Genomic DNA, 21,640 nt, shown 5'->3' on the forward strand with positions numbered 1-21,640 from the left:
GTTGCGGGCTAGGCCATGATGTCCAGGACACCGGGGCGGTTTCCGGAAAGGACGACGCCGGCGCGGAGCCGGGAAGGGCGGGCAGCATCGGACGGTGCCGCGGCGGGCTGCCCTGGCCGGGGCTGGCCGGCCGGTTCACGGTGCTGCCCGGGCGCCTGGCCGCCGGGTCCCCCCGGGTTCGGGTCCGGCGGGGCGCCGTGCTGCGAGAGGTTGAGGTTGGCTGCGAGGCCGGATTCGGCCAGGCCGCGGCGCAGCTCGGGCAGGATGGTCCGCAAGGCGTCGCGTCCTGCGTCCGCCGGGGCGAACAGCTCAATGCGCACCCCGGTGGCGTCGATGTGGGCCCGTACGGTCAGCGGACCCAATGCCTCAGGGGACACTTTCAGGGTCATCACATGTTCCCCGGGCGCGGCGCTGGCCAAGGAGAACAAGGGGCCGGCCAGCTGCGGCGTGAGCCTTGCCGGGTGGGTGAAAGGTGCAGGACCGGCTGCCGCGGCAGGAAGGGCGGTGGGTGCGGGCTGGGGTGCTGCGGGAACCTGCGCGGGCACGGCCACCGAGGGCGGTCCGCCGTTGCCCGGCGCAGGGTTGGCCTGAACGGTTCCGGACTCGGCGCGCGGCTCCACTGCCCCGGGCGCGGGCACAGGAGCCGCGGGCGCAGCCGCCTCCGGCACGGATCCTGCAAGACCGGGGGCAGGGGTGTGAAGGCTTGTAGCGCGCGCGGCTGCCGGGCCTGCAGACATGGGAGGAAGCACGCCGGCGTCAGGCGCCGCGCCAGCCACGACTTCGCCTGCCACCACCGCACCGGCAGCCACAGCACCGGCTGCCACAGCGCCGGGGGCCGCCGCCGGAGCGGGCTGCTGCCTGCCGTCCCAGGCCGCTGGCGCAACAGGGGCCGCTGCCGTGGACCCGGACGCAGCAGCTGCGACCGGACCTGGTGCCGGGACTCCTACCGTCCCTGGCGCCGTCGTAACTGTTGCCGTGGCTGCCGTCGTGCCTGGTGCGGGGGTTGCGTGGGCCTGGGCCGGAACCATCCCCGCAGCAGCCAGCAAGGCCGCAACGGAACCCTGCACGGCGGCGGGCTGCCCGGCCACCCCGGTACCGGCGTCGTCCGTGGTGTCTTTGGCGTCCCCGCCGTTGCCTTGGCCAGGAACGTTCGGTTGCAGGGAAGGGCCGGCCAGCACGCCGCCGAGCACCGCGCCGAACCCGGCCCCGCCGTCCCGGTCAGGCGCCGCCCCTGCAGAGGCCCCGCCCCGCGCCGCTGCGGGCGGGGCGGTGGGAAGAAGGACCGCCGCCGGCATCAGGCGCCCTGCCCTGCGGGGACGATGCGGCGGATGGCCGTCAGGTTCGATTGCTGTTCCCAGGCGTCCCGGACCTGGATGGTCTGGCCGGGGACGGGCGCGTCGATCGCCTTGCCGTTGCCCAGGTAGATGGAGATGTGGTTCCCGCCGAAGCTGACCAGCAGGTCTCCCGGCTTGGCCTCGGCGAGGGACGCCACGGGCGTGCCTACCTTCATCTGGTCGCTGACGACGCGCGGGAGTTCCACGCCCAGGTCCTTGAAGACCCGTTGCACGAACCCGGAGCAGTCCATTCCGGTGGCCGGGTTGGTGCCGCCCCACACGTACGGGACGCCGATGTACTTCTTGGCGGTGGCCACCACGTCGGTGCCGGTGGCCTTTCCGGGCGCTGCCGGAGCGGACGCCGCAGCCGTCCCGGAGAGCCCGGAGGTTCCGGTGAGACCAGAGGTTCCGGCAAGCCCCGCGGTTCCGGCAATGGCGGACGGGCCCGTGCTGCCGCCAGGTCCCGTGACGCCGCCCGGTCCCGCCAGCCCCGCCAGCCCCGCCAGCCCCGCCAGCCCGGATAAAGCAAGCAGTCCCGCCCCGGCACCCGCATCCGTACCGGCAGCGGCCAGCGCTGATTCGAACGCAGCCGCATTCGCCGCTGACGTGCCGGAGGCGGCCGCCGCCGGAGCCGCCGTAGAAAGGGGCCGCGAGAGTTCGCTGATCATGGACTCGATGGTTCCGATCCGCCCAATGATTTCGGCCATGCTCATGACGTCGCCTCCCCGGCCTTGCGGTGCCACGAGGTGGCGGCGATCTCGTCAAGGACGCCCTGTTCTGCGTGCAGTTCTGCGGCGGCCAGCTCGGCACCGTGGCGGAGCTCGAGCTTCTCCAGCCCCACCGCCATCCGCCGGGCCTGCGTGTAGTCTGCGCGGGCCTCGGCCAGGTCCGCCTCCGCCGCGGCGGACAGCGCGTCGAGGTCCGCCAGCATGCTCTGGGAGGATGCCCGGGCGGCCGCGAGGGCCAGCAGGGAGGACGAACTGACCGCGGAATCGACGGAATCGCCGAGTTCCTTCCGCGCCGCAGCGCGCCGGCCACGGGCATCCTCGGAGCGGGAGGCGGCACGCGCCATGCCGGTGGCTGCCTGGTCCTGCTGCAGCTGGCGCAGCCTCAGCAGTCCGGCGAGGGGAAACTGGCGGTTCATGCGGCTCCTTCGAGGGGCGTGCCCAGGCGGTTGGTCAGGGAGGTGAGCGCCTGCCAGGCCATGTCCGGCGGGGTGGAATCGTCCATGCGCTGCTGCAGGAAGGCGTTGATGGCCGGCTCGTTGTCCAGCGCCGCATCCACCAGCGGGTTCGTGCCGCGGTGGTAGGCGCCGACGTCGATCAGGTCCTGGGCGCCCCGGCGTGCGGCCAGCACCTTCCGCAGTGCGGCCGCAACCGCCGTCCGCTCCGGCGGGTTGACCTTTGACGCCACGCGCGACACCGAACCCAGCACATCCACGGACGGAAAATGCCCGGTCACGGCCAGCTTCCGGTCCAGGACCACGTGGCCATCCAGGATGGAACGGGCGGCGTCCGCGATGGGTTCGTTGTGGTCATCGCCGTCCACCAGCACGGTGTAGACACCGGTCACCGAGCCAGTCCGGGCCGTACCGGCGCGTTCCAGCAGCCGGGCCAGGATGGAAAACGTCGACGGCGGGTAGCCGCGGGTGGCGGGCGGTTCACCGGCGGACAGGCCGATCTCGCGCTGGGCCATGGCCACCCGCGTCAGCGAGTCCATCATCAGCACCACGTCCTGCCCGGCTTCCCGGAAGGATTCGGCGATCCGGGTTGCGGTCACGGCGCAGCGGAGGCGCATCAGGGCGGGCTCGTCCGAGGTAGCCACCACCACCACGGACCGTGCCAGTCCCTCCGGTCCCAGGTCGTCTTCGAGGAACTCGCGGACTTCGCGGCCGCGCTCCCCCACCAGGGCAATGACGGACACTTCGGCGTCGGTGCCGCGGGCAACCATGGACAGCAGTGAGGATTTGCCCACCCCGGACCCGGCAAAGAGCCCCATGCGCTGCCCCCTGCCCAGGGTGGCCATGGTGTCCAGGACCCGGACCCCGGTGTGCAGGGGCGCGGACACTCGGGCCCGGTGCATGGCGGAGGGCGATTCGTTGTCCGCGGGCACGTACCGGCCGGCGGTCAGCGGCCCCTTGCCGTCGATGGGCCGTCCCAGCCCGTCCAGCACGCGCCCCTTCAGGCCCGGGCCGGCGGGAACCAGCAGCGGGCTGCCCTTGGACCGGGCGGGATCGCCGGCGGCCACCCCTGCCAGCCGTCCCAGCGGCATGCACCGGATGGCGCCGCTGACGGAAGCCACCACCTCGGCGTCCAGCCCGGGGCCGTCACCCACGGTGACCAGGTCCCCCACCGCGCACTCGAGCCCGGTGATTTCCAGGCCGAGGCCCAGGACCGCGGTCACGGTGCCCACCCGTTCCGGGGCGGCTGCGCCCACCGCTGCGGCGAAGCGTGCGCCGTACGGGCGCCAGGAGATGCTCATGCCGCACCTCCGGGCACGTTGTCCGGGCCGAGCAGCGCCGCACGGGCTCGGGCCACTGCGGTGTGGAGCCGGGCGTCCAGCCAGCCGTCCGGGTAGACCGCGATGGCGTCGCCGCGGGCCAGGGAAGAGTCGGGAACAAGGTCGACGGCGGCGTCCGCGGTGGCGCCGGCGCCGTCCAGGAGCGCGATGTCGGCCGGGTGGAGGCGGACGGCGGCCGGTGCGGCGGACGTGCTGCCGCCCAGCGCCCGGTGAAGCGCCGCGCGGGCGGTGCGGTCGCCGTCGTGCATTTCATAGCCGAGCACTGCCTCCGCCAGTTCCAGGGCACCGGCGGCCAGCACCTGTTCGCTGTCCTGCAGCACCAGCGCGAACCGCTGCTGGAAGGCGGCAGCCGCGGCCTGGAGGAGGGCGGTTGCCCTGGCGGCGGACTCGCGGGCGTGGGCCAGCACGGCGTCATGCTCGGCACGCATGGCATCGGCCTGGCGTTCCTGATCCGCGGCGGCTGCGCGCAGGCCGGCCGCGTACCCCGCCGCGTGGCCCTGCACGTAGCCGCGGTCGCGGGACTCGGTCGGGGCGGACTGCTGCACGCGCGGGAAGACCACCGCTGCCGGGGCGGCGTCAGTAGACAAGGTCGTCCTCCTCGCCGCGGCGCACCACAATGGCTCCGCTGGCTTCCAGCTCGCGGATGGACCGGACAATGTCCGCCCGGGCTTCCTCCACCTGCGAGGCCCGCACCGGCCCGGCATTGGCCATCTCGGCCTCGAGGATCTCCTGGTTGCGGCCCGAAACGTTGCTGCGGACGGCATCCAGGACCACGGCCGGGGCACCCTTCATGGCCAGGGCCAGCACCTCGGGCGCCACCCCGCGCAGGATCTGCTGGATGTCCCGGCGCTCGAGTTTCACGATGTCCACGAACGTGAGCATCCGGGCCCGGACCTCGGTGGCAAGGGCCGGGTCCAGGGTTTCCAGGCCGTCCAGCACGGACCGTTCGGTGGCCACGTCCGAGCGGTTGATGATGTCCACCAGCGGCTGGATTCCGCCCACCGTCTCGGTGGATTTGCCCTGCGACACCACCGCTCCCGAGCGCTGCTTGAGCGTCTCCGCCACGATGCCTACCGCCTCCGGCGTGGGTGACCCCATCACCGCGATGCACCGGGCGACGTCGCTGCGCTGCGCCTCGCCCAGGCCCGCCATCACGGCCGAGGCCTTCGCCGGGCGCAGGTGCGCCAGGACCAGGGCGATGGTTTGCGCCAGCTCGCCGTCGATCAGCGCCAGGATCTGCCCGGCGTCCATCATTTCCAGGAACTCGAAGGATTTCCCAGCCATCGTGGACGCGAGCCGGTCCATGAAGCCGGCAGCCTTGTCCGCGCCGAAGGACGCTTCCAGGAGCCCGACGGCCAGTTCCTGCCCGCCGCGGGCCGTGCGGCGGCCGCTGACCGCGATGTCATGGAATTCGCCCATCACCTGGTCCGCGACGGCCGGCGGGACCCGGCGCAGCCGGACGATCTCGGCGGCGATGTCCTCGGCCTCCGCCTCGGAGAACTGGGCCATGACGGCTGCCGCGTTTTCCGGGCTCATCTGCATCAGGACCACGGCCACCTTCTGTGGACCGGACAGCGGCGCGCCGGCCTTCACCGGGGCGGCCAGGCCCGTACCGGGCTGGGCGGTCATACGGATTGCCTGTCGTCCATCAGGCCGCGCAGGTAGTCGGCGGTGCGGGCCGGGCTCTCAGCCACCATGGCCTCGATCTGCGCGCGCCGGCGTTCGACGTCGAGGGCTTCGGCGTCCGGGAGCGGCAGCGGTACCGGAGCGGGCAGCGGGATGGCGGAGGTGGCCGGCGCGGTTTCGAGGGCCTGGACGGCGCCGCCGGGGAGGGCGGGGTATTCGATGCCCACGCCCAGGTCCACCGGCTCGCGCAGCTGGCGGCGGCGCCAGGCGATGAGCATCACGACGATCAGGGCGAGGGCGGCCAACAGGATGCTGCCGGCAATGACCAGCGTCTTCATCAGCTCGGCCTGGCGGGCGGCCTCGGCGTCGGCCTTGGCAGCGTTGAGGGAAGCGGCGGCATTGTCGGCGGCAGCCGTGCTGAACGGCAGCATCTCCACGGTGACCACGTCGCCCCTGGCGGGATCAGCCCCGGCCGCGGCGGTCACCAGGGACCGCACGGACGTGAGGTTGACCCCGGCGGCCGCGGCCTGGTTGATGGCCACGGAAATGGTTTGCCGCTTCACGGCACCCTGCGGGATGGTCCGGTCCTCGGTGACCTTGTTGACGGCGTTGTTCTTGGTGGTGTCCGAGGAGTCGAACGTGCCGTTGCCGTTGGTGCCGCCCGGCACGGCGATGTTGTCCGGTCCCAACACGCCGGCCGCTCCCCCGCCGCCGGTGCCGGTGAACTTCTCGGTCTTGGTGGTCTCGCTGAGGGCGGGGACGCCGTCGGCGGCAGTGAACGTCTCGCTGCGCTGTTGTGCCGATTCCCCGGTCACGTCCGCTGCCACGGCCACGGTGGCGTTCCCCGGGCCCACGACGCTGTCCAGCACGGCCTTGACGGAGTCGGTGGTGCGTTGCTGGTATTCGGCGGCCTGCTTGGAGGAGGACCCGGCGGCAGCTCCGCCGATGGCAGAGAGCACGTTGCCCTGCGAGTCCACCACCGACACGTTGGCTGGTTTGAGATTCTCGATGGCCGCCGAGGTCAGGTGGACCACGGCCTGCACCTTGTCCGGGGACAACGTGGTGCCCGGCTGGGTCTCCACGAACACGGATGCGGTGGGGTCCGGGGTTTTGTCCACGAAGACCGACTTTTCCGGGATCGCGAGCCGCACGGCGGCCGTCTTGACCCCGTCCATGGCCTGGATGGTGGAGGCCAGTTCGCCTTCCAGGGCGCGCTTGTACGTGACGGACTGCTGGAACTCGGAGGACGTGACGCCCAGCTTGTCCAGCAGCGAGTACCCGGTGGCCGCGGCGGACGGCAGCCCGGCGGCGGCAGCCTTGAGCCGCTCGTCGTAGACCTTCTCCTCGGGCACCAGGATGGTGGAGCCGCCGTTGGCGATCTCGTAGGGCACGTTGTCCTTGCGCAGCTGCTCCACGATGCCGTTCGCGTCGGTATCCTTCAGCCCGGAGAAAAGGGGCGAGTAGGCTGGCTTGCCCAGCCATGCACCCAGCGCCACGGTACCCAGGACCAGGACAGCGACGCCCAGGATCGCCAGGGTCCGCTGCGCCGGCGTGAACCCTTTGACCCCGGAGCCCAGTCTGCGGAAGAACGCGGCAATCTGCGGGGGCATCAGGCCTGCATCCTCATGATCTCGTTGAAGGCGTCAACGCCCTTGTTGCGCACGGAGGCCACCAATTCCAGCGTCACCTGCGCGCGGGTGGCGGCGATGGTGGCGGCGTGGATGTCGTCGAGGTTGCCGGTGACGGCTGAGACGGCCAGGGACTTGGACGTGGACTGCAGCTGCTGAAGATTGTCGACGGCGCCGGTCAGGGCCGAGGCGAAGGCACCGCCGGAGGGGGTGCTTCCGGCGGCGGCCGGGCCATCAACGTAGCCGGTCCCCTGCACTGCCTGCACGCCCCGGCCGGTGGTGGCTCCGGCTCCGGCTCCGGCGATATTGCTGATTGCGCTCGGCGCATCGAATGCCATCAGGACTTTCCAATCTCAAGTGCAGCCAAATAGGTTTCGCGGGCGCGGTCCACCACCTGGGCGTTGGCCTGGTATCCGCGCTGGGCGATGATCAGGGCGCCCATTTGCTCGGACAGGTCGATGTCCGGGTAGCGGACGTACCCCTGGGCGTCGGCCAGGGGGTGATCCGGCTGGTACACCAGGCGGCCGGTGGCGTCCCCGGCAGGGGTGCTCTTGACGTAGACGCCGGTGCCGTTTTGGCCTTCGGCGGCCTCGATGTAGCGCGCGCGGAACGCCGGGCCGTTGGTGCTGGTTGCCGTGTTCATGTTGGCCAGGTTGTCCGAGACGGCGTCCAGCCACTTGCGATGGACGGTCAGGGCGGTTCCGGCAATGCCGATGGCGTCGAAGGTCATTTCAATTGTTCCTCATCGCCGCGCGGAGGGCCGTGAACTCGCCGTTAACTGCCCGGGAGGCGAACTGGTAGCGCAGCACGGTGTCGATGTTGGAGAGGGTTTCGGTATCCAGGTTGACGTTGTTTCCGTTGAGCTGCGTTGGCTCCAGTGACGCCTCGACAGAAGGCGCCGCCTGCCCGTTGCCGTTGCGCACCGAGGCGGCGAGCGCCTCCTCGAAGGAGACGCGCTTGGCCTGGTAGTTGGGCGTGTTGATGTTCGCGATGTTGTTGGCGATGGTGCGCTGGCGCAGCGCCAGGCCGTCCAAGGCGCTGGAGAGCGCCGCGGAGGTCACGGATTCGAGCACGACAAACCTGCCTGGTGGTGTTTCAGAGGCCGATCCGTGGCCGTGGCATCGAGCGATCCGTGCTCTGTCAGGAGTTATCGGCACAGGTCAGCGGGGCGTTAGGAGGAAAACCCGCCCAGTTTTCCAGCCCGTCCTGCCTGCCCGGTCATGCGGGTACGTCAGCCCGTGACGTCCAGGTAGACGGCGGCCGCCGGCGCCCCGATACCAGGGATGGAGGACACCGCCTGCAACTGCCGCGCCACATCCGCCCGAGCCTCCTCAAGCTGGCGGATCAGGGCTTCCTGCCGGGCGGCAAGCGCCACCGCCCGCGCGCGGACCGCAGCCGCCGCAGGGTCCGGGAGCGCGGCGAGCGGCGGCAGCTTGGCCTGCTGGTTCGGCTGGGTCCGCTGGAGCTGCTGGGCCCTCACCGGCCTTGGGGATGTGCCGGGGATACCCCGGGTGTGCTGGTGGATCAGGGCACCGGCCGCATCCGCGGTCCGCTCCAGGGAGTCCAGCACTGCCGTCCAGCGTGCCAAGGCGGCGTCCGCTTCCGCGGCGGGGTCCGTCGTCGGGCTTTCAGCCAACGCCGAGCATCCCGTTGCCAGTAGGGAACAAAGACTCCCTGGTCCCCCGGATAGCGGCGGGGGCCGCCACAGTCGCGGCCGCATTGGCTGCCGGGACGGGGGTGGCCGCCGGCACCATCGCGGCAGCTTCGTGCCAGGTCTGACGGAGGGGTTCCAGCAGGCTGATCGCTTCCTTGGTCAGTGCGGGGTCGCGCTGGATGTTGGCGTTGATGAGGGCGGTGGAGGCGTAGTTGTAGATTCCCAGGAGGCTGCCGGCTCCGTCCCACGCCTCGACTTTCAGCGAGGAGGAAAGTTCGGTCAGGATGGCCTGGGCGTGCAGCAGGTGGACCGATGCCATGGCCCAATTGCCTGCTTCCTGGTCCGCTTCGGCGCGGGCCAGGTCCACCAGCAGCCGGTCATACAGCATGGTGAGCAGCCGGGCCGGTGGCGCCGAAAGCACCGACTCGGCCAGGTACTGATTGCGCTGGGCCGCGTTGCCGTAGCCGCCGAAAGGGGTGGAGGTCATGATGAGGAGCTTCCTGAGGAGGTGGAGAGGCCGGCAAGTTGGGAGGACAGCCAGGATGACTGCGCCTTCATGCCGCTGAGGGCCACTTCAAGGGCGGAGTAGGTGCGCTGGAGGGTCTGCTTGCGGTCCTCAAGCCGGGTGTCCCAGTCGCTGATTTGGTCCGCCAGGTCCCGGACCGTGGACTGCTGTCCCGAAATCCTGGTGGTCAGGGTGCCGTCATATTTGTCCGACGCCGTGGTGGCCGCTGCCGCGAGGCGTCCGGCCAGTTCCTGGACCTTGGCCTGCACTCCGGCGGGGTCTGCGGCCAGGGCTGCTGCGAACTTGTCCTGGTCGAACTCCATGGTGCCGGCCTTGGTGATGCTGATGCCGATTTCAGAGGGCGAGCGCGGCGGGACGCCCACCGGCATGGAGGCAGCGGACAGAAGGTTCTGGTTCACGTCCCGTACCGTGCTGTCGCCGGTGAAGATGCCTGCGCTGGTGGTGGTGCCCGAGGTGCTGACGGCGCTCCGGGCCGAAACGAAGGCCAGGACGCCGTTCAGTCCTGACACCAGGTCGGAGGCCAGTTTGCCGATTTGGGCGTCGTCGCGTGCCACGGTGACGGTAACCGGGGTTGCCGATGCTTCCTTGACCGTCACCGACACTCCGGGCAGCAGGTCGGTGAAGGTATTGGTGGCGGAGGTGATGGACTGCGGGGTTGCCAGCCCGGACCAGAGCTGGATCTCGGCGTCCTGGGCGGCTTTGGCATCGGAAACAGCGGCACCGGAGTTGGTCACGGTGAACGCACCGGTCTGGCCGGGGGTGGTGGAAGTGAACTGCAGGCGGTACTGGCCGCCGCCTACGGCGACTTTGGCGGCGCTGACTCCGGCGCCGGCAGCATTGACGGCGGTCACCACATCATCCAAGGACGTGGAAGCCGCGGTGATATCCACGGCCTTGCCGCCTTGGGTGATGGTCAGGGTGGTTTGCGGCCAGGCCGTCAGGGCATCCGAGACGCTGACTTGGGTCTGGGCCAGCCTGGTCACGGTGAAGTCGATGGACCCGGCTGCCGCTGCAGCGGTGCCGGTGGCCGTGACTTTGTCGCTGCTGCTGGTGGCTGTGTTCAGGTTCAACGCGCCGGGTTTGGCGGCGGCGGAGGCCTGCGTGGCCAGGGCGGCCACCTTGGAGTTGAGCCCTTGGAGCGCGGAAACCATCGACTGGATGTCAGCCGATTTGTTCTTCAACTGGGTTTGCGGGATCGCTTCGACCTGCATGAGGGAGCTGATCAGGGCGGTGGTATCCAGGCCGCTGGCCAGTCCGTCGAGGGATATGCCCATCGCTGCTGCTCCTGGGTGCTGTGGGTGGGTGGCTGGGACAAGGGAGGCGCTGCAGGTGAGGGCCGGGCGGAGGATCACTCCGCCCGGCCCTCACCGGTACAACATTGCTACCGGACGGTGGCCCGGAGCGGACTAGCGCAGGAGCTGCAGGACGCCCTGGCTGGACTGGTTCGCCTGGGCCAGCATGGCGGTGCCTGCCTGGGAGAGGATGTTGTTCTTGGTGAACTTCACCATTTCCTCAGCCATGTCCGTGTCGCGGATGCGGCTGTTGGCGGCCGACAGGTTTTCCTTGGACACGTTCAGGTTCCGGATGACGCTCTCGAACCGGTTCTGGTCGGCACCGAGGGACGCGCGGGCGGTGGAAACACCCTTGATCTGGGTATCGATCGAGGAAATGGTGGTCAATGCCTTGGCCGCTGAGCTGAACCCGTCATCGCCGGCACCTGCGGTTGCCTCAGTGGCCAGACCTGTGACGATTGTGCCGATGGCAGAGACGTCCTTGAGGTTAACCGTGATCTGGTCGTTGGCGGTGCTCCCGGCGCCGACCTGGAAGGTGAGGCTGTTGGGAGTGCCGGCAACGGTTTCGCTTCCGAGCAGCGACGTTCCGTTGAAGGTCGTCGATGCGCCAATGCGGGAAAGCTCGGCGCCCAGTGCCTTCACTTCGGTCGAGATTGCCTTGCGGGAGTCCGTGCTGTTCGAGTCGTTGCCGGCCTGGACCGCGAGGTCGCGGACGCGCTGCAGGATCGACTGGACTTCATTCAGGGAGCCTTCAGCGGTCTGGATGACGCTGATGCCGTCCTGGGCGTTGCGGGCTGCAACTCCCATGCCGTTGACCTGCGACTTCAGGCCTTCCGAGATGGCCAGGCCAGCTGCATCGTCCGAAGCGCGGTTGATGCGCAGGCCGCTGGACAGCTTCTCCAGCGACTTGGACAGGTCGTTCTGGGTGTTGTTGAGGTTGCGGTACGCGTTGTTCGCAGCCAGGTTGGTGTTGATCTGCATTCCCATGGTGTTTCCTCCGTGATGTGGGACGTTGTGTCGAAGGCCCATCCGTGGGCCCTCACAACCAGCTATCGGAGCAGCGGCAACCCCGGTTAGGAAAAACGGCCGGGAAGTTTTTGGCAATCCCTTCCAGGCGTTCCTCCCCCGGCTGCTCCTAACGCACCCACTCTGCCGGCCGATAGCTTTCCCATGACACGACGCCAACCCAACGAACCTGGAGCTGACCAGCCATGGCCATCCACGAACTTTCGGCACTGCTGTGGCGCGAACGCGAGCTCCTGGACCTCCTGACGTTCAAGCTGGAGGAGGAGCAGCTGCTGCTTACCGCCGGCAAGTCACGGTGGCTCCCGCACGGCACGCGGGAGGTGGAGCAGGTCCTTGAGCGCCTGTCCAAGGCAGGACTGGCACGCGCCCTGGAGGCATCTGCCGTCGCCGCTGCCTGGGGTCTTTCCGAGGATTCCTCGTTGGCGGAACTGGCGTCCGCCGCCCCGGACGAAGCGTGGGCGGGAATCCTCACCGCGCACCTGACGGCCATGCAGCGGCAGACCGCCGCCATCCAGGAACTTCGCGACTCCAACGAACAGTTCCTGCGCGCAGCGGTGCGCTCCACCCAGGAAACAGCAGCCAACCTCCAGCCGGCCGCCGGCACGTACGACTCCCAGGGCCGTGCCGGGCAAACCGAGGCGTCGCACTTGTTCGACCAAAAAATCTGACCGGCACACCCGCACCAGCAAAGGACAGCAGTGAGCACATTCGGCGGACTGAACACGGCCTATCTGGGCCTTACCGCGGCCCGGCAGGGCATCAACGTGGCGGGCCAAAACATCGCCAACGCCACCACGGAAGGCTACACGCGGCAGCGGCTTGAACAGTCGGCCATCGGCGCCCCGGCACCCACCGGCCTGGCAACGGGCTTGCTCCAGCCCGGACAAGGCGTCTCCGTGGACGCCATCGCCCGCCTGGGCAACAGCTTCCTGGACGCCGGCGTCCGGTCCAGCGCAGCCCAGGCCGGATACGCCAGTGTCCGCTCCGGGGAGCTGCAGCGCATCGAGGACAGCCTCCAGGAACCCGGCGAACACGGAATTACCGCGGCGTTGCAGGGCTTTTGGGCGGCCTGGCAGGGAGCCTCCAACCACCCGGGCGGGGCCGCCCCCACCGCCGTGCTGCTGCAGGCGGCCTCCTCCCTCGCCGGCACCGTCTCCGCCGGCTACCGGTCGCTGGATGCGCAATGGACGCGGGTCCGGGCCGAGGCGGACGGCAACGTGAAAACCGTCAACGACGCCGCGGCGCAGGTAGCCGGCTACAACGCCCGCATCCGCCAGGTCCTGGCCGGCGGCGGCTCCGCGAACGAGCTTGTCGACGCCCGCAACAAGGCCATCGAGACCATCGCCGCCCTGGCTGGCGGCACCGTCCGGGACAACGCCGACGGCACCGCCGATGTCCTGGTGGGCGGCAACGCCTTGGTGTCGGGTACGTCCACCCGCCTCCTGGCACTGTCCGGCCAGGCAAGCATGGCCGGCCCGGGCGCCGCGGTAAAGCTTGAGTGGGCTGACCGTCCGGGCCACCCCGTAGGGCCCGACGGCGGGAAGCTCGCAGGTGCCATCACCCTCCTTGCCCCGGCGGCCGGCGGGTCCGGCGGACCCATCGCGGAGGCGGGCGCCTCCTACGACGCCTTCGCCACCAAACTGATGACCGACGTCAACACTGTCCACCGCGCCGGCCAGTCCACCACCGGTGCCGGCCAGCTGGACTTCTTCACCGCGGCCCCCACGGGCTCGGCGGCGCTCACGCTGCGGGTGGTCCCCGCGGACGCCTCTGGAATCGCCACCGGGGCGGCCGGTGCCGGCGCGCTGGACGGCGGGACCGCCGATGCCCTGGCCCAGCTCGGTGCGGGGGCGGACTCCCCGGACAAGGCCTGGACCGCCGTCGTCACCGGTATTGGCGCACTGTCCCGCTCAGCCCAGCAACACGAACAACTGGCCACGGCGGCGAGTGTTTCCGCTGCGGGGCAGCGCGATTCCGGGGCGGCCGTCAGCCTGGATGAGGAAAACATCAGCCTGCTCAGCAACCAGCACGCCTACCAGGCGGCCGCCAGGGTGATGACCGCCGTCGACGAAGCCCTTGATGTCCTGATCAACCACACCGGACTGGTGGGAAGGTAGCCCATGTTGAACCGTGTCACCAACCAGTCGATGGCTGCGGCCGCGCAGCGGAACCTTCAGGCCGGTCAGTCCCGGCTCGCCACGCTGCAGCAGAAGGCCGGCACCCTGCAGAACATCACCAGGCCGTCGGACGATCCCGCTGCGCTGGCAAATGCCATGGCAACGCGCGCCCAGCTCCGCGCCGCGGACCAGTACGCCGGCAACATCAACGACGGCAACGGCTGGCTGGACACGGCGGACGCAGCCCTGGGCCAGGCCACCAACATCCTGAACAAGGTCCGCGACCTCACCCTGCAGGCCGCCAACGGATCCCTCAACCAGCCGGCCAAGGATGCGATCGCCGCGGAGCTCGACGGGCTGGGCAAGGACCTGCTGGCCGCCGCCAACACCAAGTACCTGGGCCGGAACGTCTTCGCCGGCAGCTCCGATTCCGCGGCCGCCTTCAGCGGGAATCCGCCCGTGTTCAACGGGGTGCCCGCCAGTTCAGTGGAGCGGCGCGTCGACGCCGGGCAGAAGGTCAGGGTGGATGCCGACGGCGGCGCGATCTTCGGGAACGGCGCAGGCTCCGTTTTCGCCTTGGTCAGCGGCGTCGCCGCAGCCATCCGATCCGGCGCAGACCCGTCCCCGCAGCTCGGCGCCGTGGACGCGCGCCTGAACAGTGTGATCAACGGCCGCGCCGAGGTGGGTACCCGGCAGGCGCAGCTGGTGACCGCGCAGGACAGGCTCTCGGGGCTGAAGGCTACGCTGGAAACACAGCGGTCCGCCATCGAAGACGCGGACATCGGACAGGTGGTGCTTGATTTGAAACTGCAGGAATCCAACTACCAGGTGGCTTTGGCCGTCACGGCCAAAGTGCTTCAGCCGACGCTGATGGACTTCCTGCGGTGACGGCCGTTTCCTCCATGCCGGTGACCTTCACGGCCCCCATGCCCGGACTCGAGGGGCTGGATGGCTTCACGCTGCGCAGTGTGGACGGCGCCCATGGCCTCTTCGCCCTGGAGGCCGAGGCCGCCGCGGTGCGGTTGTTCCTGGCCGACGCCGCCGTGTACGTGCCGGAGTATGCCCCCGCCCTTCCGGCCGTTGCCCGGGCAGCGGGCCAGAGCACCACGTTGCTGGTGGTGAACCCGGGCCAAGGAAAGCCCACCGTCAACCTGGCGGCTCCGCTGGTCCTCAATCCGGAAACGGGCGTGTGCACCCAAGTGATCCTGGACAGCAACACTTACCCCTTGCAGGCTGAGCTCGGCGGCAAATAGCGGGCAGCGCCACCGGAGAGTCAGCTGGTTTCCGTGACCGATGCCTGGGCCGGTTCCTCCTGCGTGGCGGCCCAGCTGGCCAGGACTTTGAGGGCGTCCTCGGACGGCGAGCCCGGTTCGGCCGTGTAGACGTTGATCCGCAGCCCGGGGTCGGCGGGGAGCTCCAGTGCCTCGTAGGTCAGGTCCAGGTCCCCCACGATCGAGTGGTGGAGCCGTTTGCGGCCCGTGCGGTGGTACTTCACGTCGTGCCGGGCCCACCGGGTGCGGAACTCCTCGCTGCGGGTGGCGAGCTCCCCGATCAGGTCGGACAGGTCTTTGTCGTACGGGTTCTTCCCGGCCGTGGACCGCAGGACGGCAACGATGTCGTCCGCGGCGCGTTCCCAGTCGGCGAAGAACTCCCGCGCCTTCGGGCTCAGGAACGTGAACCGTGCGCTGTTGGGCGGGGTACCGCCGTCGGTCATCATTTCCAGGTACAGGGCCCTGCCCAGCTCGTTGGCGGCCAGGACGTCGCCGCGGTCGTTGCGGACCCAGGCAGGCGCGGTGGTAATCGCGTCAATGACCCTCTGCACGCTGGGCCGCACCGTCAGCGGGCTCCGCTTGCGCCGCACCCGCGGAGCAGCCGTGGACGCCCGGGCCAGGTCGAACAGGTGGGCCGTCTCGGCGTCGTCCAACTGCAACGCCCGGGCCAGCGCCTCCAGCACGCTGTCCGAGGCACCGGACAGGTTTCCCCGCTCCAGCCGGATGTAGTAATCGATGCTCATCCCGGCGAGCATGGCCACCTCTTCCCGGCGCAGGCCCTTCACGCGCCGGTTGCCGCCATACGCAGGCAGCCCGGCTTCGTCCGGAGTGAGCCTGGCCCGGCGGGAAGTCAGGAACTTGCGCACGTCGTCGCTGTTGGTCATGCCACCCACGCTACGCCCGGCCGCCGCCGCGAGGGAGGGACTGTCAAGCCCTCCCACAAACCTCCGCATCCCCATACCGTGAAGGAATGGTTATGGAACTCACACTCAACAACGGCGTCACCATGCCCGCTCTCGGCCTCGGCGTCTTCCAAAGTCCCCCGGAAGAGACGACGGCGGCCGTCCAGACAGCGCTCGAGGTGGGCTACCGGCACATCGATACAGCCGCGGCCTACGGCAACGAGCGGGAAGTGGGCGAAGGCATCCGCCGCTCCGGCCTGGACCGTGCCGAGGTGTTCATCGAAACCAAGGTCTGGGTCAGCGACTACGGCTACGACGAGTCACTGCACGCGTGGGACAAAGCGGTGGGAAAGCTGGGCGTGGAGCAACTGGACCTGCTCATCCTGCACCAGCCCGCACCGGACCGGTTCGAGAAGACGGTGGCCGCGTACAAGGCGCTGGAAACCCTGCTGGCGGACGGGCGCGTGCGGGCCATCGGCGTCAGCAACTTCATGCCGCACCACCTGAAGCAACTGCTTGAGGCAACGGACGTGGTCCCGGCCGTCAACCAGATCGAACTGCACCCCTACTTTGCCCAGCGCAACGTCCAGGCCGCAGACGCAGAGCACGGCATCCTCACCCAGGCGTGGTCGCCGATCGGCGGCATCACCTTCTACCCCGGCTGGGGCGAGAACCGGAAGAACGTCATGCGTGACCCGGCGATCGCCGCCGTCGCGAAGGCCCACGGCAAGACTCCCGCCCAGGTGATGCTGCGCTGGCACCTGCAGCAGGGCCGCTCCGCCATCCCCAAGTCCACCAACCCGGCCCGCATCGCCGAGAACTTCGACGTGTTCGGCTTCGAGCTGTCCGCGGCGGACCTGGCTGCCATTGATGCCCTGGATACCGGCGTCCGCAGCGGCCCGGACCCGGACGTGGCCCGCCCCGAGCGGTTCGCCATGGTGATCCCCGAGGCCTAAGCAACCCCCAAGCCTGAGAGAGAAGGAACCAGATGGAATACCGCCCGCTTGGCCGCACCGGCGTGCAGGTCAGCCCCCTGTGCCTCGGCGCGATGATGTTCGGCCCCTGGGGCAACAACGACACCGACGACGCCACCCGCATCATCCACCGCGCCCTCGACGCCGGCATCAATTTTGTCGACACCGCAGACGTCTATTCGGGCGGCGTGTCAGAGGAAATCGTGGGCAAGGCCCTGGCAGGCCGCCGCGACGACGTCTTCCTGGCCACCAAGTTCTTCATGCCGATGGACGAAAAAGACCCCAACCGGCGCGGCGGCTCCCGCCGCTGGATCATGCGCGCCGTGGAAGACTCGCTGCGCCGGTTGAACACCGACTACATCGACCTCTACCAGGTGCACCGGCCCAGCCCGGACACCGATGTGGAGGAAACCCTGGGCGCCCTCACCGACCTGGTCCGCCAGGGCAAGGTGCGCTACCTCGGGTCGTCCTCCTACTCCGGTTCGCAGATCGTGGAGGCGCAGTGGGCTTCCCGGGAACGGAACCTTGAACGGTTCGTCACCGAGCAGCCGCCGTACTCCATCCTGACCCGCGGGATCGAGGAGGACGTCCTGCCCACCGTGCAGCGGCACGGGATGGGCACCCTCACCTACAGCCCGCTCGCCGGCGGCTGGCTCTCCGGGCGGTGGCGGAAGGACTCCGCGTCTTCACCCACCTCCGCTGCCCGCCCCAGCGCCCGGTTCGACATGTCCCAGCCGGCCAACCAGCGCAAGTTGGACATCGTCGAAGAGCTGGCGCAGGTGGCCGAATGGGCGGGCGTCACGCTCATTGAGCTGGCCATCGCGTTCGTCATCAACCACCCCGGCGTCACCTCCGCGATCGTGGGCCCGCGCACCATGGAACAGCTGGAGTCCTACCTCCCGGCCGCCGACGCGAAGCTGGCGCCGGAAGTGCTGGACCGCATCGACCAGCTGGTGGCCCCGGGCGTGACCGTCAACCCGGACGACAACAGCTACGGCGCCCACGAACTGACAACACAGGCACGACGGCGGCACGCGGCTTAGCTGCCGCTCCCCCAGCGAATTTCACACCCTATGGAAGGACAACCCATGGCAACGTGGCTCATCACAGGCTGCTCCACCGGACTTGGCCGGGCACTCGCGGGAGCCGTGCTCGCATCCGGGCACAACGCCGTCGTCACCGCCCGGAACGTCGAATCCGTGCAGGACATCACCGCAGGCTTCCCGGACACCGCGCTGGCACTTCCCCTGGACGTCACGGACAAGGCGCAGATCAATGCCGCGGTCAGGCAGGCGGAGGAGAAATTCGGCAACATCGACGTGCTGGTCAACAACGCCGGCTACGGCTACCGCGCCGCCGTGGAGGAAGCCGACGACGCCGACATCCGCCAACTGTTCGACACCAACTTCTTCGGTGCGGTGGACATGATCAAGGCGGTGCTGCCGGGCATGCGCGCCACCAAGGGAGGGTCCATCCTGAACGTCTCCTCCATCGGCGCCCGGATCACGCCGGCCGGCTCCGGGTACTACGCGGCCACCAAGGCGGCGCTGGAAGGCATGTCCGGTTCGCTCCGCAACGAGCTCAAACCGCTGGGCATCAACGTCACCGCCATAGAGCCCGGCGGCTTCCGCACCGATTTCGCGGGCCGCTCGCTGACCCAGTCGGCGACGCCCATCGGCGACTACGCCGAGACCGCCGGCAAGCGCCGCAAGGAAAGCGACACGAGCCACGGCAACCAGCCCGGCGATCCGGACAAGGCCGCCCGGGCGATCATCGCCGTCGTCGAATCCCCCACTCCGCCGGGCCTGCTGGTCCTGGGCACGGACGCTTTCGGTGCGTTCGGCATGGTGGCGGACGCCCAGCGGGCCGAACTGGACCAGTGGCGGGAGCTGAGCACCAGCACAGACATCACCGACTGAGCCCATAGGGCCGCTATACGCGCGCGGATTCGCCGCTGCGGCCGTGCTCGACGCCGGTGGCGAATCCGATCGTCACCGGCACCGGGCTGCCACAGCACGCGTCCCCGGCAGCGTCGGCCGGGAGGCTGGTGGAGCAAACCCCGGTTTCCGGGAGCTCAAGTTCCACGGCGTCCGCCGCCTGGGTGTCCCCGGCCAGCGCTGCCGCAACGGACCGGACCTGCTCATAGCCGGTGGCCATGAGGAACGTGGGCGCCCGCCCGTACGATTTCATGCCGGCAAGGTAGAAGTCCTTTTCCGGCTGGGCGAGGATCCTGGCGCCGTGGGCGGGGACGGTGCCGCAGCTGTGGAAGTCCGGATCGATCAGCGGGCCCAGGGCCTTGGGTGCCTCCACTGCCGGGTCCAGGTCCAGCCGGAGTTCCGACAGGATGGACAGGTCCGGGCGGAACCCGGTGGCGGGAATCACCCGGTCCACCGTCACGCTGCGGCCGTCCGCGGCGTGCACGGTGAGCGTCTTGCCGCGGGTTTCGAGGGATGCCGTGTGGAAGCCCGTAAGGAGCTGGACGGCTCCGGTGTCGACGGCGGTGCGGAGCCGGGTGCCCAGCTGGCCGCGGGCAGGCAGCTCGTCGGCGTTCCCGCCGCCGTAGGCGCGCTCCGGAGAGGCGCCGCGGATGGCCCACAGGACCTCGGTTCCGGGGTTGGCGCGGGCCACGCGGGCGAGGTCAAGCACCATGTTCGCGGCGGAATGTCCGGCGCCGACCACCAGGGTGCGGCGCCCGGCGAAACCGCCTGCGGTGACGTCGGGCAGCGGCCCGGTGACCAGCCCGGCGGCACGGGCCTCCGGCTCGCCCAGGGCCGGCAACCCGGAGGATCCCAGCGGCGCGGGCGTGGTCCATGTCCCGGACGCGTCGATTACGGCGCGTGCAAGGAGCTCGGTGACCTCTCCGCCGTCGTGCTCTATCCGCAGCAGGAACGGCGCCTCATCCCGGCCCAGGCTGCGGCCCTTGTCCATGCCCTGCCGGGTCACGGCAAGAACGCGGGCGCCGGTCCTGATCCGGCCCTTCAGTTCCGGTGTGGCGGCCAGGGGTTCGAGGTAGTCGGAGACGATCTGGGAACCATAGGGCAGCGCGGTGGGCCGGGGCGCTTCCCAGCCGCTGCGTTCGAGCAGCCGCACCGAGGCCGGGTCCAGGTTGTATTTCCACGTGGAGAACAACCGGATGTGCCCCCATTTCCGGATGGCCGAACCCACGGTGGGGCCGGCTTCCAGGACAAGGGGCTCCAGCCCGCGTTCGAGCAGGTGGGCGGCCGCGGCGAGGCCCACGGGCCCGGCGCCGATCACGGCCACGGGCAGCGATTCAACGGATGCCACGCTGCCCACCGGTCAGCCCTGCGCCGGGGTCAAGGAAGCGATCAGCGCCTCCACGCGGGTCTTGATCTCGTCGCGGATGGGCCGTACCGAGTCCACGCCCTTGCCCGCCGGATCCTCCAGGACCCAGTCCTCGTAGCGCTTGCCCGGGAAGTAGGGGCATTCGTCGCCGCAGCCCATGGTGATTACCACGTCCGAGTCCTGCACCGCTTCCGTGGTGAGGACCTTGGGGATCTCGGCTGACATGTCGATGCCCACCTCGGCCATGGCCTGGACGGCGGCCGGATTGACCTTCTCCGCAGGCTGGGACCCGGCGGAGCGGACCTCGATGGCGCCCTGGGAGAGGGTGGTCAGGTACGCGGCGGCCATCTGGGAGCGGCCGGCGTTGTGGACGCAGACGAACAGGACGGAGGGTTTGTGGCTCATGAGAGCACCTTTCGGTCGGCCGCCGGAGCGGTGGAAACGGCAGGGAGGGAGGGGTAGAGGAAGCGGACTAGGACGAATCCGGCGGCGCCGCCGAGGAGCTGCACCAGGATGAAGGCAGGGGCCGACGACGGTGCGATGCCGGCAAAGGTGTCCGTGACGGTGCGGGCGATGGTCACCGCTGGGTTGGCGAAACTGGTGGAGCTGGTGAACCAGTACGCGGCGGTGATGTACCCGCCCACGGCGAACGCCACCCGGTCTGCCCGGCCTGAGCGGACCGTTCCGAAGATGACCAGCAGGAGGCCCACGGTGGCGATCACTTCCCCCAGCCAGAGCGGGGCGCCGGTGCGCTGGTGCGTGGACCAGGTGACGGCGTCCAGCCCGAACATGAGGTTTGCGGCCACCGTGCCGGCCAGCCCGCCCAGGACCTGCCCCGCAACCAGGCCGGCCGCCGTGGCGGTGTCGATCATTCCCAGCGCCCGTTCCACCAGGGTCACCACGGGATTGAACGACGCCGACACGGGCTGCAGTGCCACGATCAGCGCCACCAGCGCGGCACCCGTGGCGAGGCTGTTCTGCAAAAGCTGCAGGCCGACGTCGTCCGGGGACAGCCTGGAGGCCATCACGCCCGAGCCCACCACGGCCATGACCAGGAATGCCGTACCGATGAATTCCGCCGCAGCCCGGCGGACCAGGACGGTCACGCGGCCTGCCCGCCGATCAGGGCGGCCAGGTTCTGCAGGGCCTCGGTGCGGGCCCGGTAGTAGACCCAGACGCCGCGCTTTTCACGGTCCAGCAGGCCTGCCTCGTGCAGGATCTTCAGGTGGTGGCTGATGGTGGGCTGGGAGAGGTCGAAGGCATCGTTGAGGTCGCAGACGCAGGCCTCGCCGCCTTGGTGCGAGGCCACCATGGACATCAGCCGGAGCCGGACCGGATCCGCCAGGGCCTTCAGCAGCGGCGCGATCCCGTCGGCCTCGGACTCGGACAGCGGCTGGCGCGCCAGCGGGGCGCAGCAGGCTGCGGCCTGGACCGCGGTCAGCTCCAAAGACATAGACATACGTAAAT

Annotated in this window: 26 protein-coding genes; 7 read left to right on the forward strand and 19 right to left on the reverse strand. The window is 69.7% G+C overall.

Translation table 11 applies throughout. The features are described 5' to 3' along the window. Positions 1-8: 8 nt before the first annotated feature. From AC4EEV_RS06785 to AC4EEV_RS06850, 14 genes are all read right to left on the reverse strand, one after another. On the reverse strand, positions 9-1,295 hold the full coding sequence (locus AC4EEV_RS06785) for a flagellar hook-length control protein FliK (RefSeq protein WP_491330482.1): 1,287 nt from the start codon (positions 1,293-1,295) through the stop codon (positions 9-11). Then, complete coding sequence (locus tag AC4EEV_RS06790) at positions 1,295-2,047, reverse strand: C40 family peptidase (protein WP_491330483.1); 753 nt, start codon at positions 2,045-2,047, stop codon at positions 1,295-1,297. Before AC4EEV_RS06790 ends, AC4EEV_RS06785 begins: the two co-directional genes overlap by 1 nt. Continuing rightward, positions 2,044-2,478 carry a flagellar FliJ family protein gene (locus AC4EEV_RS06795; RefSeq protein ID WP_491330484.1) on the reverse strand — a complete coding sequence of 145 codons (435 nt, stop codon included), beginning with the start codon at positions 2,476-2,478 and terminating at the stop codon, positions 2,044-2,046. Before AC4EEV_RS06795 ends, AC4EEV_RS06790 begins: the two co-directional genes overlap by 4 nt. Further along, entirely contained in the window at positions 2,475-3,815 is a 1,341-nt protein-coding gene (locus AC4EEV_RS06800; protein ID WP_491330485.1) for a FliI/YscN family ATPase, read from the reverse strand. The genes AC4EEV_RS06795 and AC4EEV_RS06800 overlap by 4 nt, the downstream gene beginning before the upstream one ends. After that, positions 3,812-4,441, reverse strand: a complete 630-nt coding sequence (locus AC4EEV_RS06805) for a FliH/SctL family protein (protein ID WP_133247078.1) — start codon at positions 4,439-4,441, stop codon at positions 3,812-3,814. The genes AC4EEV_RS06800 and AC4EEV_RS06805 overlap by 4 nt, the downstream gene beginning before the upstream one ends. Then, positions 4,431-5,483, reverse strand: coding sequence for a flagellar motor switch protein FliG (gene fliG, locus AC4EEV_RS06810; protein ID WP_109045294.1), 1,053 nt, complete (start codon positions 5,481-5,483; stop codon positions 4,431-4,433). Before fliG ends, AC4EEV_RS06805 begins: the two co-directional genes overlap by 11 nt. Continuing rightward, entirely contained in the window at positions 5,480-7,090 is a 1,611-nt protein-coding gene (fliF, locus tag AC4EEV_RS06815; protein WP_491330486.1) for a flagellar basal-body MS-ring/collar protein FliF, read from the reverse strand. Before fliF ends, fliG begins: the two co-directional genes overlap by 4 nt. Continuing rightward, positions 7,090-7,446 carry a flagellar hook-basal body complex protein FliE gene (gene fliE / locus AC4EEV_RS06820; protein WP_491330487.1) on the reverse strand — a complete coding sequence of 119 codons (357 nt, stop codon included), beginning with the start codon at positions 7,444-7,446 and terminating at the stop codon, positions 7,090-7,092. Before fliE ends, fliF begins: the two co-directional genes overlap by 1 nt. Then, entirely contained in the window at positions 7,446-7,838 is a 393-nt protein-coding gene (locus AC4EEV_RS06825; RefSeq protein WP_109045291.1) for a flagellar basal body rod protein FlgC, read from the reverse strand. The genes fliE and AC4EEV_RS06825 overlap by 1 nt, the downstream gene beginning before the upstream one ends. Before the next feature lies 1 nt (position 7,839). After that, complete coding sequence (locus AC4EEV_RS06830; protein ID WP_491330488.1) at positions 7,840-8,181, reverse strand: flagellar basal body rod protein FlgB; 342 nt, start codon at positions 8,179-8,181, stop codon at positions 7,840-7,842. A gap of 158 nt (positions 8,182-8,339) precedes the next feature. Further along, on the reverse strand, positions 8,340-8,744 hold the full coding sequence (locus AC4EEV_RS06835) for a hypothetical protein (protein WP_165838009.1): 405 nt from the start codon (positions 8,742-8,744) through the stop codon (positions 8,340-8,342). Then, positions 8,737-9,249, reverse strand: a complete 513-nt coding sequence (locus tag AC4EEV_RS06840; RefSeq protein WP_109045289.1) for a flagellar export chaperone FliS — start codon at positions 9,247-9,249, stop codon at positions 8,737-8,739. Before AC4EEV_RS06840 ends, AC4EEV_RS06835 begins: the two co-directional genes overlap by 8 nt. Continuing rightward, the gene (fliD, locus tag AC4EEV_RS06845) at positions 9,246-10,562 is read right to left on the reverse strand and encodes a flagellar filament capping protein FliD (RefSeq protein WP_491330489.1); all 1,317 of its coding nucleotides are present in this window, start codon (positions 10,560-10,562) and stop codon (positions 9,246-9,248) included. The genes AC4EEV_RS06840 and fliD overlap by 4 nt, the downstream gene beginning before the upstream one ends. 132 nt (positions 10,563-10,694) lie before the next feature. Beyond that, positions 10,695-11,567 carry a flagellin N-terminal helical domain-containing protein gene (locus AC4EEV_RS06850; protein WP_491330490.1) on the reverse strand — a complete coding sequence of 291 codons (873 nt, stop codon included), beginning with the start codon at positions 11,565-11,567 and terminating at the stop codon, positions 10,695-10,697. Positions 11,568-11,791: 224 nt separating this feature from the next. On the opposite strand from AC4EEV_RS06850, the gene AC4EEV_RS06855 reads away from it, so the two are divergent. From AC4EEV_RS06855 to AC4EEV_RS06870, 4 genes are read left to right on the forward strand one after another with little or no spacing between them, the layout of a single operon-like run. Beyond that, on the forward strand, positions 11,792-12,274 hold the full coding sequence (locus AC4EEV_RS06855) for a flagellar protein FlgN (protein ID WP_133830508.1): 483 nt from the start codon (positions 11,792-11,794) through the stop codon (positions 12,272-12,274). Positions 12,275-12,304: 30 nt separating this feature from the next. Next, a complete protein-coding gene (gene flgK / locus AC4EEV_RS06860; RefSeq protein WP_491330491.1) occupies positions 12,305-13,723 on the forward strand; it encodes a flagellar hook-associated protein FlgK in 1,419 nt (472 codons plus the stop codon). Between the two features lie 3 nt (positions 13,724-13,726). Further along, positions 13,727-14,611, forward strand: coding sequence for a flagellar hook-associated protein FlgL (gene flgL, locus AC4EEV_RS06865; RefSeq protein ID WP_491330492.1), 885 nt, complete (start codon positions 13,727-13,729; stop codon positions 14,609-14,611). Further along, positions 14,608-14,976 carry a flagellar assembly protein FliW gene (locus AC4EEV_RS06870; RefSeq protein WP_491330493.1) on the forward strand — a complete coding sequence of 123 codons (369 nt, stop codon included), beginning with the start codon at positions 14,608-14,610 and terminating at the stop codon, positions 14,974-14,976. Before flgL ends, AC4EEV_RS06870 begins: the two co-directional genes overlap by 4 nt. Before the next feature lie 20 nt (positions 14,977-14,996). Here AC4EEV_RS06870 and AC4EEV_RS06875 read toward each other — a convergent pair whose 3' ends face one another. Further along, complete coding sequence (locus tag AC4EEV_RS06875) at positions 14,997-15,878, reverse strand: helix-turn-helix transcriptional regulator (protein WP_491330494.1); 882 nt, start codon at positions 15,876-15,878, stop codon at positions 14,997-14,999. A gap of 92 nt (positions 15,879-15,970) precedes the next feature. Here AC4EEV_RS06875 and AC4EEV_RS06880 point away from each other — a divergent pair, with 92 nt between their 5' ends. The 3 genes from AC4EEV_RS06880 to AC4EEV_RS06890 are packed head-to-tail and all read left to right on the forward strand — an operon-like array spanning position 15,971 to position 18,789. Next, positions 15,971-16,852, forward strand: coding sequence for an aldo/keto reductase (locus AC4EEV_RS06880; protein WP_491330495.1), 882 nt, complete (start codon positions 15,971-15,973; stop codon positions 16,850-16,852). Between the two features lie 32 nt (positions 16,853-16,884). Continuing rightward, positions 16,885-17,913, forward strand: coding sequence for an aldo/keto reductase (locus AC4EEV_RS06885; RefSeq protein ID WP_285319425.1), 1,029 nt, complete (start codon positions 16,885-16,887; stop codon positions 17,911-17,913). 45 nt (positions 17,914-17,958) lie between these two features. After that, positions 17,959-18,789: an oxidoreductase gene (locus tag AC4EEV_RS06890; RefSeq protein WP_491330496.1), complete on the forward strand. Its 831-nt coding sequence runs from the start codon at positions 17,959-17,961 to the stop codon at positions 18,787-18,789. A 13-nt stretch (positions 18,790-18,802) separates the two neighbouring features. On the opposite strand, the gene AC4EEV_RS06895 is transcribed toward AC4EEV_RS06890, so the two are convergent. From AC4EEV_RS06895 to AC4EEV_RS06910, 4 genes are read right to left on the reverse strand one after another with little or no spacing between them, the layout of a single operon-like run. Then, positions 18,803-20,155, reverse strand: a complete 1,353-nt coding sequence (locus AC4EEV_RS06895; protein ID WP_491330497.1) for an FAD-dependent oxidoreductase — start codon at positions 20,153-20,155, stop codon at positions 18,803-18,805. Between the two features lie 12 nt (positions 20,156-20,167). Continuing rightward, positions 20,168-20,578 carry an arsenate reductase ArsC gene (locus AC4EEV_RS06900; RefSeq protein ID WP_018761657.1) on the reverse strand — a complete coding sequence of 137 codons (411 nt, stop codon included), beginning with the start codon at positions 20,576-20,578 and terminating at the stop codon, positions 20,168-20,170. After that, on the reverse strand, positions 20,575-21,279 hold the full coding sequence (locus AC4EEV_RS06905; RefSeq protein WP_491330498.1) for an aquaporin: 705 nt from the start codon (positions 21,277-21,279) through the stop codon (positions 20,575-20,577). The genes AC4EEV_RS06900 and AC4EEV_RS06905 overlap by 4 nt, the downstream gene beginning before the upstream one ends. After that, positions 21,276-21,626, reverse strand: a complete 351-nt coding sequence (locus AC4EEV_RS06910; protein ID WP_133830664.1) for an ArsR/SmtB family transcription factor — start codon at positions 21,624-21,626, stop codon at positions 21,276-21,278. The genes AC4EEV_RS06905 and AC4EEV_RS06910 overlap by 4 nt, the downstream gene beginning before the upstream one ends. Positions 21,627-21,640: the final 14 nt, after the last annotated feature.

Source organism: Pseudarthrobacter sp. MOO14, assembly GCF_058267675.1.